The following is an 11,864-nucleotide window of genomic DNA, read 5'->3' as shown; positions in this document are numbered from 1 at the left end:
TTATAAATTCAAATGAATTTTCTGTATATTTTTTCTACTTATGTTAAAGGTGTATAAATTAATAGTAAGGTGATAATAATACCTATTGTAAAAAGGTTGGTTTTTATTTCAAAAAAAAATAAAATTTTTTTGAAAGAATGCTTGACCCTATATTTTTCATATGGTATTATAAATCTTGTCAATACGGAGTAATACCCAAGTCTGGCTGAAGGGATCGGTCTTGAAAACCGACAGGGGTGTAACAGCCCGCGGGGGTTCGAATCCCTCTTACTCCTCCATTTTTAAAATTAAAAGAGTGCATATATATTGGAAACTCGTTACATTATTGTAACGAGTTTTTTGTTTTTTTTTTGACCTCACATAGTTAAACGACAAAGAAAAAGCTGCAAACTTTACATGAAACAGTTTGCAGCTTTTATATATTATCTAGATTTCATATATTTTTGTGAATGATTTAGTACGTTTCCAATCTTCTTAATGATTTCTTCTACAGATGTTTCATCTTTAATTAAATCATACTCGCTAATACTTAAACGCAGTACAGGACAAGCGTTAAAGTTATTGATCCAGTTTTCGTAACGTGTATTCATTTCTTTCCAATACTCTATCGGAGTTTGTTGCTCCATTGGACGTCCACGCTCTTTAATTCTCTCAACGACTTCATCAAATGTTCCTTCTAAGTAAATTAATAAATCAGGAGCCGGGAAATAAGGCGACATTACCATAGCATCAAAAAGGCTAGTATATGTTTCGTAGTCTACTTCACTCATCGTTCCTTTTTCATAATGCATTTTCGCAAAGATGCCAGTATCCTCATAAATTGAACGGTCTTGGATAAACCCACCGCCGTATTCAAACATTCTTTTTTGCTCTTTAAATCGCTCTGCTAAGAAGTATATTTGTAAATGGAAGCTCCAGCGGGCAAAATCTTGATAAAATTTATCTAAATATGGGTTTGTATCTACTTTTTCAAAAGATGTACGAAAGTTTAATGCATCTGCAAGCGCATTGGTCATAGTAGATTTACCTACACCTACTGTCCCAGCAATTGTAATAACTGCATCATTTCGTATTCCGTATTTTTCACGTAAATTCATATACTTCTTAGCTCCTTTTGTAAGGTGTTTTCTAACGATTCAAGGATCATCGTTAAATCTCTCGGGTTATTAACGAAGTCAATTTGATCACCGTCAAATTTTAGTACTGGAATCTCAGGGTGTTTAGCTTGAAATTCTCTCATGTGTGTCTCGTAATCTTCAATTAACTGAAGTAAGTACTGGTCCTCAATTAATTGTTCGAACTCTCTACCACGAAGGTGAATACGCTTTTGAAGAGTCTCGAGGCTTGCCGTTAAGTAAATGACCACATTAGGCTTTGGCATATCTTCAGTTAATATTTGATATATTTTTAAATATTTATCATGCTGCTTGTCTTTTAATGTTCTGCTAGCAAAAATTAAATTTTTAAGGATGTGGTAGTCTGCAACCACTGGAATCGATTTTTTAAGAAACATTCGGTCGATATCTTCTAATTGTTTAAATCGATTACAAAGGAAAAACATTTCTGTTTGGAAACTCCACTCTTCAATGTCCGTATAAAACTTACCCAAAAAAGGATTTTCATCTACAATTTCTTTTAAAAGTTCATAATGAAAGTGTTTAGAGATCGCTTTGGATAGAGATGTTTTTCCGACACCAATTGGTCCTTCTACTGTAATAAAAGGTACACGTATCATCTCTTGTCCTCCTTACTAGTTAAATTCCGTTTCATACTCAAAAAACATACAGAAACTATTTTAACATACTGTAGTCAGACGGAATACCATTTTAAAATTTTTCCAATTACTGATCATTGTTGCTTATTAAGTGATCAATCACTTCTTCTATTTCATGAGTTTGAATAATCGTTGCGTTTAAAATGTCTTTCATCATATAAATTGCAACCTTCTCATCATAATCAGTAACTGAGGAAATTGCATCTTGAGGTATAATTAAGTTATAATCCCGCATAAATGCATCATTTGCTGTAAAAAGTACACATCGGTTTCCTGCGACACCTACAATAACCAAATGGGTGATGTTTAACTTTTTAAGTAATTCGTCTAAATTTGTTAAATAAAAACCTGAGTAGTTGGGCTTAAAGATAAAATAATCTTCCTCACTTGGTTGGATATTTTTTATTAAGTCGTAGCTCAAAGGGTTTAAACAATGCTTAATAAGTTTTTTTTGAGTCGGTTTTTCGATTTTATAATGATCATTAACATATATAGTAGGAAGTTTTTTGTTTTTGAAAATGTCTCTTATGTAATTTATTTTCGGAACCATATGGATTGATTTTTCCGCAAGAACACTTCCATGTTTAAATGTAAATGAGTTAATTAAATCCACGATTAATAATGCAGGTAACTGCTTGTCTTTTTGATTTGAAGAATTCAATCGGCCTCACTCCAATCTATTTTTAGTTTATCTACTCGTAAAAAGAATATTTGTTTGTGAAATAAATAAAGAGGTGTAAAGTTTGAATAAAGATGAGTTTTATATGAAGTTGGCAATAGAGGAAGCATTAAAAGCAGAGCGAATAGGGGAAGTGCCTATTGGTGCTGTATTAGTTTATAATGATCAAGTCATTGCAAGAGGGTATAATTTACGTGAAACAAAACAAACAGCTTTAGGTCACGCGGAAATGAGTACAATAGAAGAGGCGTGCAAGGTCATTGATTCTTGGCGATTAGAGGAGACAACTCTATATGTTACGCTAGAACCTTGTCCGATGTGTGCTGGTGCTATCATTCAATCCAGAATTCCAAGGGTCGTTTACGGTGCAAAAGATCCAAAGGCAGGTTGTGGAGGGTCGATATATAATCTTTTGCAAGAAGATCGATTTAACCATCGCTGTGAAGTGAGTTCGGGTATATTAGAGGAAGAATGTGGTAGCTTATTAACGAATTTCTTTAGAGAATTGCGATCAAGAAAGAAAAATTTACCTTCATGAGGACAAGCATTGATTTTTTAATTAGGTTCGTATATACTTTAACTACCGCTTCAATCAGCGGTTTAAAATTAGGTTTTAATTTTGCCGTGCTAGGTGGGGAGGTAGCGGTGCCCTGTACTCGCAATCCGCTCTAGCGAGACTGAATTCCACTCCGAGGTGTATCTATTTCAGGGTCTGCCTTAAATAAGTGGTGTTGACGTCTGGGTCCTACGCAACGAGAACTCACGAACCTTGTCAGGTCCGGAAGGAAGCAGCAATAAGTGAGCCATCTCGTGTGCCGTAGGGGTGCCTGGGCCGAGCTAACTGTTTAAGTAACGCCTGGGGTAGTGCATCAACGAGTGGTGCACGGCAGTAACTTTATAAAAACTCACTCAATTTTGAGTGAGTTTTTTTGTTTTCTTTAAAATATTTTCCATGAAATCATTACATAGGGTATAATAATGATGACTTTGTAAGAAGGAGGAAATCAATTGACTTATCAAGCACTATATCGTTTGTGGAGACCGCAGCAATTTAAAGATGTCGTAGGTCAAGATCACATTATACGAACGTTACAAAACTCCCTTCTTCAGCAAAAAGTATCACATGCATATTTGTTTACAGGTCCACGTGGTACAGGTAAAACAAGTACAGCAAAAATCTTCGCAAAAGCTTTAAACTGTGAAAAAGCACCTACGAATGAACCTTGTAATGAGTGTGCCATTTGTAAAGGAATTACTGATGGGTCTATTTCGGATGTAATTGAGATTGATGCTGCATCAAACAATGGTGTAGATGAGATACGTGATATTCGAGAAAAAGTTAAATACGCTCCTTCTGTAGGCAAATTTAAAGTGTACATAATAGATGAGGTCCATATGTTATCAATTGGGGCTTTTAATGCATTATTAAAAACATTAGAGGAGCCTCCAAGTCACGTTATCTTTATATTAGCTACTACTGAACCACATAAAATACCATTGACGATTCTATCAAGATGTCAACGTTTCGATTTTCATAAGATAAGTGCTCAAACGATTTCGGATCGATTGACAGTTGTACTGAATCATCAGCAAACAACAATTGAACCAGAAGCTTTGATGATGTTAGCTCGTGCAGCTGAAGGTGGAATGAGGGATGCACTAAGCATTCTGGATCAAGCTATCTCATATAGCGACGAATCCATTTCATTAGATGATGTGTTAGCGGTAACAGGTACAGTGGCTCAAGAACGTTTAATATCAGTTGTTTCAGCAATAATAGATGGTAATGTATCGGTTTGTTTGACTAATATTGAAGAATTATTAAACCAAGGTAAAGATCCAGTTCGGTTTATAGAGGATTTAACAGTTTATTATCGAGATATTCTATTATATAAGCATTCACCAAGTACAATTGAATTACTTGAGAGAGCAACAGTTAGTGAGCGATTTAATGAGCTTTGTGATGCATACAACGATGAGTTAGTATATCAGATTATTGCTTCTTTAAATAAAAGTCAGCAAGAAATGAAATGGACTAATCATCCGAGAGTCTTACTTGAGGTGGCAATAGTACAACTTTGTCAAAAAGCTTCTGTGAGTCATATTGGCAAAAAGCAGGACGAGCTAACACCGTTAATTAATAAAATTAACGCTCTTGAAAAAGAGGTAAAGTTTTTAAAAGAAAATGGTGTTACGGTTAGTAGAACGAATGATTCCTCTACTAATTCAAAACCGAAATCAAGTGCATCTCGTTCAAAAATACCAAATAGTATGATACAAGGTGTATTAAGAGCTGCCTCTAAACCAGAAAAAAACAAGGTTTTAGCAGTTTGGTCATCACTTCAAGATCAATTGAGGCAACAAAATAAAGTTTCAACTGCGACTTTAGTATCGTATGGTGAAGTTGTGGCTGCTTCTTCTGAACAATGTATTGTTGCTTTTAAATCAGAGACTATTTGTGATTTAATTAATAATAATGGGGAACAAGAGCACCTAACAACGATTAATCAAACATTATCTAATTTATTAGGTACAGAAATGAGTATGTTAGCAATTCCCGAAGAAGATTGGAGATCGACTAGGGATTCATTTTTAAATACATCAAAACCAAAAGAGACTTCAACAGAAGTTTCACCAATCGTACAAGAGGCGATTAATCTTGTTGGTGAAGATTTAGTCATTATCAAAGAATAACTATATTGGAGGAAATGAAAATGATGCGTGGCGGAATGGGCAATATGAATAATATGATGAAACAAATGCAAAAAATGCAAAAGCAAATGGAGCAAGCTCAAAATGAATTAAATGAGCGTACGTTTGTTGGTACAGCTGGCGGAGGAATGGTAACTGTAACAGCTAATGGATTAAAACAAATTGTAGACGTTACTATTAAAGAAGAAGTTGTAGATCCAGAAGATATCGAAATGCTACAAGATTTAGTTTTAACTGCAACAAATGATGCGATTAAACAAATTGAAGAGGCAACTGCTAAAACAATGGGGCAATTCACTAAAGGGATGAATATTCCAGGATTGTTTTAGAGGTTAAGACAAATGCATTACCCTGAACCGATATCAAAATTAATAGATAGTTTTATGAAGTTGCCAGGGATTGGTCCCAAAACGGCTGTTCGACTGGCATTTTTCATGTTAGATATGAAGCAAGACGACGTGTTAGATTTCGCAAAGTCAATGATAGATGCGAAAAGAAAACTACTTTACTGTTCAGAATGTGGCCATATAACTGACCAAGACCCTTGTTATATTTGTAGCGATCAACATCGAGACCGATCTACAATATGTGTAGTTCAAGATACAAAAGATGTTATTGCTATGGAAAAAATGAGAGAGTATCAAGGGTTATATCACGTACTTCATGGTGCGATTTCACCAATGGAGGGTGTTGGACCGGAAGATATTAAAATTATGGAATTATTGAGCAGACTAAAAGATGATGTAGTTCAAGAAATAATTTTAGCAACCAATCCGAATATAGAGGGCGAAGCAACTGCTATGTATATTTCTAGGCTATTAAAATCGACGGGTATTAAAATTACTCGAATCGCACATGGTCTACCAGTAGGCGGAGACTTAGAATATGCAGATGAAGTTACACTTTCAAAAGCTCTGGAAGGTAGAAGAGAACTTTAGAAACTGATTAATGGAGAGAGACCATGGGTTTTTTTCGAAAAAAAGGTAAGATTCGTAAAGAATTTGATGAAAAGTTAGTTGATAGACTACATGACTACAAAGATATTTACTTAAGTCAGGTAGAGTTAATGGAAAGAAGTGTGGATCCACCAGATGATCTACTAATCCATATTAAACTTTACCAGGCTAAATACTTCTTCTTATTAAAAGAAGCAAAGGCTAGAAACGTTTTAATAACAAAAATGAAATAAGTAAAAGGGTTTATTGCTTAGGCAATAGACTCTTTTTTATTAATGTTTTTTGTCATTGAATAGTTCCTTTTCTCATACAATCTTAGTACAAGGTGTACAAGTTATATGAGGGGAGTTTTTTTTGTGAATAGTATTATTATGATTTCGGTTGTATTATTTGTAATTTTATTTCTATTATTAGTAGGTCTGCCAGTTAAAGCTTTAAAACTAATTAGTAGGTATGTACTAAGAGGTATAGTATGTGTCATGATCGTGTTTATATTAAACTATGCTTTAGCTTCTAATAATTTTCATATTCCGATTAATGCTGTTACTTGCACATTCTTAAGTGTATTAGGTGTACCAGGTATTGTAGCGTTAAGTGTAATCGGAATTTATATCGTATAAAAAATATAAAAAAAGTTGCTAAAAACTGTTGACCAATTATCGTGGGGATGTTATATTTATATACGTCGCTGATGGCGATAACAAAAAAAGAAAAAAACAACTGTTGACAGAAATTGTCGAAAGTGATAAACTGAATAAGTTGTTAAAAAACAAGATGATCTTTGAAAACTAAACAAAACATGAAGTAAACGTCAATTATTAGTTTTTTTGAGCAATACAAGATTTAAACTTAACTTTTATGGAGAGTTTGATCCTGGCTCAGGACGAACGCTGGCGGCGTGCCTAATACATGCAAGTCGAGCGGACTAATGGGAGCTTGCTCCCGTTAGTTAGCGGCGGACGGGTGAGTAACACGTGGGCAACCTACCTGTAAGACTGGGATAACTTCGGGAAACCGGAGCTAATACCGGATGACATTAAGGAACTCCTGTTCCTTAATTGAAAGATGGCTTTTAGCTATCACTTACAGATGGGCCCGCGGCGCATTAGCTAGTTGGTGAGGTAACGGCTCACCAAGGCGACGATGCGTAGCCGACCTGAGAGGGTGATCGGCCACACTGGGACTGAGACACGGCCCAGACTCCTACGGGAGGCAGCAGTAGGGAATCTTCCGCAATGGACGAAAGTCTGACGGAGCAACGCCGCGTGAGCGATGAAGGCCTTCGGGTCGTAAAGCTCTGTTGTTAGGGAAGAACAAGTGCTAGTTGAATAAGCTGGCACCTTGACGGTACCTAACCAGAAAGCCACGGCTAACTACGTGCCAGCAGCCGCGGTAATACGTAGGTGGCAAGCGTTGTCCGGAATTATTGGGCGTAAAGCGCGCGCAGGCGGTTTCTTAAGTCTGATGTGAAAGCCCCCGGCTCAACCGGGGAGGGTCATTGGAAACTGGGGAACTTGAGTGCAGAAGAGGAAAGTGGAATTCCAAGTGTAGCGGTGAAATGCGTAGAGATTTGGAGGAACACCAGTGGCGAAGGCGACTTTCTGGTCTGTAACTGACGCTGAGGCGCGAAAGCGTGGGGAGCAAACAGGATTAGATACCCTGGTAGTCCACGCCGTAAACGATGAGTGCTAAGTGTTAGAGGGTTTCCGCCCTTTAGTGCTGAAGTTAACGCATTAAGCACTCCGCCTGGGGAGTACGGTCGCAAGACTGAAACTCAAAGGAATTGACGGGGGCCCGCACAAGTGGTGGAGCATGTGGTTTAATTCGAAGCAACGCGAAGAACCTTACCAGGTCTTGACATCCTCTGACAACCCTAGAGATAGGGCTTTCCCTTCGGGGACAGAGTGACAGGTGGTGCATGGTTGTCGTCAGCTCGTGTCGTGAGATGTTGGGTTAAGTCCCGCAACGAGCGCAACCCTTGATCTTAGTTGCCAGCATTTAGTTGGGCACTCTAAAGTGACTGCCGGTGACAAACCGGAGGAAGGTGGGGATGACGTCAAATCATCATGCCCCTTATGACCTGGGCTACACACGTGCTACAATGGATAGTACAAAGGGTTGCAAGACCGCGAGGTGGAGCTAATCCCATAAAACTATTCTCAGTTCGGATTGTAGGCTGCAACTCGCCTACATGAAGCCGGAATCACTAGTAATCGCGGATCAGCATGCCGCGGTGAATACGTTCCCGGGCCTTGTACACACCGCCCGTCACACCACGAGAGTTTGTAACACCCGAAGTCGGTGGGGTAACCTTTTAGGGGCCAGCCGCCTAAGGTGGGACAGATGATTGGGGTGAAGTCGTAACAAGGTAGCCGTATCGGAAGGTGCGGCTGGATCACCTCCTTTCTATGGAGACATCATGAACCGATGGTTCATGTATGAAATGTTTCTTCATTGTTTTGTTTAGTTTTGAAGGATTATCCTTCTATTATAGATATGGGCCTATAGCTCAGCTGGTTAGAGCGCACGCCTGATAAGCGTGAGGTCGATGGTTCGAGTCCATTTAGGCCCACCATATCTTTTATAAAATAAATATGGGGCCTTAGCTCAGCTGGGAGAGCGCCTGCCTTGCACGCAGGAGGTCAGCGGTTCGATCCCGCTAGGCTCCACCATTTTTTTATTTTGTACCTTGAAAACTAGATAATGTCATTCATTAAACTGCGTAAGTTTAATTCAATTAGTTTTAAAATTAGTTAAGTTAGAAAGGGCGCACGGTGGATGCCTTGGCACTAGGAGTCGATGAAGGACGGGACTAACACCGATATGCTTCGGGGAGCTGTAAGTAAGCTTTGATCCGGAGATTTCCGAATGGGGGAACCCACTACTCGTAATGGAGTAGTATCTTTACCTGAATACATAGGGTACTGAGGACAGACCCAGGGAACTGAAACATCTAAGTACCTGGAGGAATAGAAAGCAATAGCGATTTCCCAAGTAGCGGCGAGCGAAAAGGAAGATAGCCCAAACCAAGAGGCTTGCCTTTTGGGGTTGTAGGACACTCTATACGGAGTTACAAAGGAACGGGGTAAATGAAGCGACCTGGAAAGGTCCGTCGAAGAAGGTAAAAACCCTGTAGTTGAAACCTCGTTCCCTCTTGAGTGGATCCTGAGTACGGCGGAACACGTGAAATTCCGTCGGAATCTGGGAGGACCATCTCCCAAGGCTAAATACTACCTAGTGACCGATAGTGAACCAGTACCGTGAGGGAAAGGTGAAAAGCACCCCGGAAGGGGAGTGAAAGAGAACCTGAAACCGTGTGCTTACAAATAGTCAGAGCTCGTTAACGAGTGATGGCGTGCCTTTTGTAGAATGAACCGGCGAGTTACGATCCCGTGCAAGGTTAAGTTGAAGAGACGGAGCCGCAGCGAAAGCGAGTCTGAATAGGGCGATTTAGTACGTGGTCGTAGACCCGAAACCGAGTGATCTACCCATGTCCAGGATGAAGTTCAGGTAACACTGAATGGAGGTCCGAACCCACGCACGTTGAAAAGTGCGGGGATGAGGTGTGGGTAGCGGAGAAATTCCAATCGAACTCGGAGATAGCTGGTTCTCCCCGAAATAGCTTTAGGGCTAGCCTTATGTGTTAGAGTCTTGGAGGTAGAGCACTGATTGGACTAGGGGCCCCCAACGGGTTACCGAATTTAGTCAAACTCCGAATGCCAATGACTTATCCATAGGAGTCAGACTACGAGTGATAAGATCCGTGGTCAAGAGGGAAACAGCCCAGACCGCCAGCTAAGGTCCCAAAGTATACGTTAAGTGGAAAAGGATGTGGAGTTGCTTAGACAACCAGGATGTTGGCTTAGAAGCAGCCACCATTTAAAGAGTGCGTAATAGCTCACTGGTCGAGTGACTCTGCGCCGAAAATGTAACGGGGCTAAACGTATCACCGAAGCTGCGGATTGATACCGTATGGTATCAGTGGTAGGGGAGCGTTCTAAGGGCGTTGAAGCTAGATCGTAAGGACTGGTGGAGCGCTTAGAAGTGAGAATGCCGGTATGAGTAGCGAAAGACGGGTGAGAATCCCGTCCACCGTATGCCTAAGGTTTCCTGGGGAAGGCTCGTCCTCCCAGGGTTAGTCAGGACCTAAGCCGAGGCCGACAGGCGTAGGCGATGGACAACAGGTTGATATTCCTGTACCACCTCATTTCCGTTTGAGCGATGGAGGGACGCAGAAAGATAGGGTAAGCGCGCTGCTGGATATGCGCGTCCAAGCAATTAGGCTGATGTGTAGGCAAATCCGCACATCATAAGGCTGAGTTGTGATGGCGAGGGAAATATAGTACCGAAGTTCCTGATTCTACGCTGCCAAGAAAAGCTTCTAGCGAGGAAATAGGTGCCTGTACCGCAAACCGACACAGGTAGGCGAGGAGAGAATCCTAAGGTGAGCGAGAGAACTATGGTTAAGGAACTCGGCAAAATGACCCCGTAACTTCGGGAGAAGGGGTGCTCTTTTGGGTGTATGCCCGGGAGAGCCGCAGTGAAAAGGCCCAAGCGACTGTTTAGCAAAAACACAGGTCTCTGCGAAGCCGCAAGGCGAAGTATAGGGGCTGACGCCTGCCCGGTGCTGGAAGGTTAAGAGGAGGGGTTATCCCTTACGGGAGAAGCTCTGAATTGAAGCCCCAGTAAACGGCGGCCGTAACTATAACGGTCCTAAGGTAGCGAAATTCCTTGTCGGGTAAGTTCCGACCCGCACGAAAGGCGTAACGATTTGGGCACTGTCTCAACCATAGACTCGGTGAAATTATAGTACCTGTGAAGATGCAGGTTACCCGCGACAGGACGGAAAGACCCCGTGGAGCTTTACTGCAGCTTGATATTGAATTTTGGTACAGCTTGTACAGGATAGGTAGGAGCCTGAGAAGCCGGAGCGCTAGCTTCGGTGGAGGCGTCGGTGGGATACTACCCTGGCTGTATTGAAATTCTAACCTAGAGCCGTGATCCGGCTCGGAGACAGTGTCAGGTGGGCAGTTTGACTGGGGCGGTCGCCTCCTAAAGAGTAACGGAGGCGCCCAAAGGTTCCCTCAGAATGGTTGGAAATCATTCGAAGAGTGTAAAGGCATAAGGGAGCTTGACTGCGAGACCTACAAGTCGAGCAGGGACGAAAGTCGGGCTTAGTGATCCGGTGGTTCCGCATGGAAGGGCCATCGCTCAACGGATAAAAGCTACCCCGGGGATAACAGGCTTATCTCCCCCAAGAGTCCACATCGACGGGGAGGTTTGGCACCTCGATGTCGGCTCATCGCATCCTGGGGCTGTAGTCGGTCCCAAGGGTTGGGCTGTTCGCCCATTAAAGCGGTACGCGAGCTGGGTTCAGAACGTCGTGAGACAGTTCGGTCCCTATCCGTCGTGGGCGCAGGAAATTTGAGAGGAGCTGTCCTTAGTACGAGAGGACCGGGATGGACACACCGCTGGTGTACCAGTTGTTCTGCCAAGAGCATGGCTGGGTAGCTATGTGTGGAAGGGATAAGTGCTGAAAGCATCTAAGCATGAAGCCCCCCTCAAGATGAGATTTCCCATAGCGTTAAGCTAGTAAGACCCCTGAGAGACGATCAGGTTGATAGGTCAGAGGTGGAAGCGTGGTGACACGTGGAGCTGACTGATACTAATCGGTCGAGGACTTAACTAACAAGTTTGATGATGACATTATCTAGTTTTGAGGGTACAAAAGTACAACTCAAAT

Annotated in this window: 9 protein-coding genes, 3 tRNA genes, 2 rRNA genes and 1 other RNA gene; 12 read left to right on the top strand and 3 right to left on the bottom strand. The window is 41.3% G+C overall.

Annotation, left to right across the window (positions count from 1 at the left end):
* Positions 1–185 precede the first annotated feature (185 nt).
* Positions 186–278 (top strand) — tRNA-Ser (locus ACSBO6_RS21225).
* A gap of 144 nt (positions 279–422) precedes the next feature.
* Here the strand turns inward: ACSBO6_RS21225 and ACSBO6_RS21220 are convergent.
* From ACSBO6_RS21220 to ACSBO6_RS21210, 3 genes are all read right to left on the bottom strand, one after another.
* The gene (locus ACSBO6_RS21220) at positions 423–1,097 is read right to left on the bottom strand and encodes a deoxynucleoside kinase (protein WP_098847273.1); all 675 of its coding nucleotides are present in this window, start codon (positions 1,095–1,097) and stop codon (positions 423–425) included.
* Positions 1,094–1,735 carry a deoxynucleoside kinase gene (locus tag ACSBO6_RS21215; protein ID WP_498843960.1) on the bottom strand — a complete coding sequence of 214 codons (642 nt, stop codon included), beginning with the start codon at positions 1,733–1,735 and terminating at the stop codon, positions 1,094–1,096. The genes ACSBO6_RS21220 and ACSBO6_RS21215 overlap by 4 nt, the downstream gene beginning before the upstream one ends.
* 106 nt (positions 1,736–1,841) lie before the next feature.
* Entirely contained in the window at positions 1,842–2,435 is a 594-nt protein-coding gene (locus tag ACSBO6_RS21210; RefSeq protein ID WP_498843959.1) for a cysteine hydrolase family protein, read from the bottom strand.
* A gap of 82 nt (positions 2,436–2,517) precedes the next feature.
* Here ACSBO6_RS21210 and tadA point away from each other — a divergent pair, with 82 nt between their 5' ends.
* From tadA to ACSBO6_RS21155, 11 genes are all read left to right on the top strand, one after another.
* Positions 2,518–2,991, top strand: coding sequence for a tRNA adenosine(34) deaminase TadA (tadA, locus tag ACSBO6_RS21205; protein WP_098847282.1), 474 nt, complete (start codon positions 2,518–2,520; stop codon positions 2,989–2,991).
* A gap of 84 nt (positions 2,992–3,075) precedes the next feature.
* An RNA gene (ffs, locus tag ACSBO6_RS21200) (signal recognition particle sRNA large type) lies at positions 3,076–3,340 on the top strand.
* Between the two features lie 121 nt (positions 3,341–3,461).
* Complete coding sequence (dnaX, locus tag ACSBO6_RS21195; RefSeq protein WP_098847131.1) at positions 3,462–5,147, top strand: DNA polymerase III subunit gamma/tau; 1,686 nt, start codon at positions 3,462–3,464, stop codon at positions 5,145–5,147.
* A 20-nt stretch (positions 5,148–5,167) separates the two neighbouring features.
* Complete coding sequence (locus ACSBO6_RS21190) at positions 5,168–5,494, top strand: YbaB/EbfC family nucleoid-associated protein (RefSeq protein WP_098847128.1); 327 nt, start codon at positions 5,168–5,170, stop codon at positions 5,492–5,494.
* Positions 5,495–5,506: 12 nt separating this feature from the next.
* Positions 5,507–6,103 carry a recombination mediator RecR gene (recR, locus tag ACSBO6_RS21185; protein ID WP_056471203.1) on the top strand — a complete coding sequence of 199 codons (597 nt, stop codon included), beginning with the start codon at positions 5,507–5,509 and terminating at the stop codon, positions 6,101–6,103.
* A 23-nt stretch (positions 6,104–6,126) separates the two neighbouring features.
* Positions 6,127–6,354 (top strand): YaaL family protein, encoded by a 228-nt coding sequence (locus ACSBO6_RS21180; protein ID WP_098847125.1) that lies wholly within the window; start codon positions 6,127–6,129, stop codon positions 6,352–6,354.
* A gap of 123 nt (positions 6,355–6,477) precedes the next feature.
* On the top strand, positions 6,478–6,741 hold the full coding sequence (locus ACSBO6_RS21175) for a pro-sigmaK processing inhibitor BofA family protein (RefSeq protein ID WP_180232981.1): 264 nt from the start codon (positions 6,478–6,480) through the stop codon (positions 6,739–6,741).
* A 235-nt stretch (positions 6,742–6,976) separates the two neighbouring features.
* Positions 6,977–8,527: ribosomal RNA gene (locus tag ACSBO6_RS21170) — 16S ribosomal RNA — on the top strand.
* 92 nt (positions 8,528–8,619) lie between these two features.
* Positions 8,620–8,696 (top strand) — tRNA-Ile (locus ACSBO6_RS21165).
* A gap of 21 nt (positions 8,697–8,717) precedes the next feature.
* Positions 8,718–8,793 (top strand) — tRNA-Ala (locus ACSBO6_RS21160).
* Positions 8,794–8,872: 79 nt separating this feature from the next.
* A 23S ribosomal RNA gene (locus ACSBO6_RS21155) occupies positions 8,873–11,810 on the top strand.
* The 16S and 23S rRNA genes sit together here with 2 tRNA genes alongside, the layout of an rRNA operon.
* Positions 11,811–11,864 lie beyond the last annotated feature (54 nt).

Origin of the sequence: Bacillus sp. AL-1R (genome assembly GCF_052180195.1) — a bacterium.
Taxonomy (GTDB): domain Bacteria; phylum Bacillota; class Bacilli; order Bacillales; family Bacillaceae_G; genus Gottfriedia.
This window is presented reverse-complemented; position numbering and strand designations above follow the sequence as displayed.

Excerpts from the sequence above, each read along its gene's own strand:
- ACSBO6_RS21220 (WP_098847273.1), bottom strand. The coding sequence starts at position 1,097 with ATGAATTTACGTGAAAAATACGGAATACGAAATGATGCAGTTATTACA.
- ACSBO6_RS21215 (WP_498843960.1), bottom strand. The coding sequence starts at position 1,735 with ATGATACGTGTACCTTTTATTACAGTAGAAGGACCAATTGGTGTCGGA.
- ACSBO6_RS21190 (WP_098847128.1), top strand. The coding sequence starts at position 5,168 with ATGATGCGTGGCGGAATGGGCAATATGAATAATATGATGAAACAAATG.
- recR (WP_056471203.1), top strand. The coding sequence starts at position 5,507 with ATGCATTACCCTGAACCGATATCAAAATTAATAGATAGTTTTATGAAG.
- ACSBO6_RS21180 (WP_098847125.1), top strand. The coding sequence starts at position 6,127 with ATGGGTTTTTTTCGAAAAAAAGGTAAGATTCGTAAAGAATTTGATGAA.